This is a genomic window from Vibrio sp. 1580 (genome assembly GCF_033340055.1).
This window is the reverse complement of the sequence record NZ_JAWOVT010000068.1, coordinates 1-1,153: the sequence shown is the minus strand read 5'-3', so window position 1 is coordinate 1,153 and position 1,153 is coordinate 1. Positions and strand designations below refer to the sequence as shown.

Genomic DNA, 1,153 nt, shown 5'->3' with positions numbered 1-1,153 from the left:
TGGCATACAAATTTTTTATTCGAGAGCTACTAGGATTAGCTATCGTGGTTTCAGTTGTTTTTGGTGTGCTCGGCGTGATGCTCGATCTTTTCGCGCTTACGGCGTTGTGGGAACATCAAGATGCAATTGCTCAGATCTTTTTTCATGAGTCGTTTTATTTCATTGCATTCTTAATCCCGCCATTTTTCCTATGGAAGATCATTAATCGTTCTGATTTGGTTACCGCCGCACAAAACTATATCGCGCTAAAATTAGAAGCAGAAAGTCGATAATCTAACTCCAAGTACGATTGATACCATTTGATATGACAGAGGCTCATGCTTTGTTTCATGAGCCTCTGTCATTTTGTCTCTCTAAGCAAGCAAGATAGCTTGCTCAAGGATTAATTCTTACTTAAAAGGCTGGTTCAATCGTTCCTTTGAAAGTGCTATCAAGGAAGTCGCGAATTTCTTGGGATTGGTAAATAGAGACGAACTTCTTGTAAGCCTCGTTGTTTCTGTCGGCTTCACGAGTCGCAATAACCATAACAGCGAGAGGTGCGTCTTTGGACTCTAGGAAAATACTTTGCTTCTTAGGGTCTAAGCCTGAAGACATCACGTAATTCATCGTAATAGCTGCGGCATCAACGTCATCCAGCGTTCTTGGCAGCTGCGCCGCATCTACCTCAACGAACTCCAGTTCTTTTTGATTGCTCTTAATATCGGTTAACGCGGCTTTATGGCCAACACCTGGTTTAAGCTCAATCAAGCCCGCATCAGCGAGTAGTAACAGCCCTCGGCCTCCATTAGTTGGGTCGTTTGGAATGGCAATTCTGGCGCGGTTTGGTAACTCTTCTAACGAACGGTATTTATTGGAATAAATACCCATGCGCATCAAGATAGATTGGCCAATTGAAACGAGCTGAGAGTTATGACTGCTGTTGAAATTATCCAAAAAAGGTTGGTGTTGGTAGCTGTTAATATCGATGCTACCGTCACTCAGCGCGGCGTTAGGTGTCACGTAATCAGAGAACTCGATGACTTCAACATTTAGCCCTTGCTTTGCAGCTTCTTTCGCTACTGCTTCAACTACTTGTGCATGTGGCCCAACCGTAGCTCCGACTTTGATTACTGAATTATCTTTTTCTCCGCAGGCACTTAAGCTGAGCACCGCA

General features: G+C 43.7%; 2 protein-coding genes. One reads left to right on the top strand and one right to left on the bottom strand.

Features of this window, described 5'->3' with window-relative positions; translation table 11 throughout:
- The coding region (locus R7093_RS24050; RefSeq protein WP_318146863.1) for a D-fructose-6-phosphate amidotransferase at nucleotides 1–272 on the top strand (272 nt) is incomplete at its 5' end.
- A 121-nt stretch (nucleotides 273–393) separates the two neighbouring features.
- Here the strand turns inward: R7093_RS24050 and R7093_RS24045 are convergent.
- Nucleotides 394–1,149 carry a MetQ/NlpA family ABC transporter substrate-binding protein gene (locus R7093_RS24045; protein WP_140305205.1) on the bottom strand — a complete coding sequence of 252 codons (756 nt, stop codon included), beginning with the start codon at nucleotides 1,147–1,149 and terminating at the stop codon, nucleotides 394–396.
- Nucleotides 1,150–1,153 lie beyond the last annotated feature (4 nt).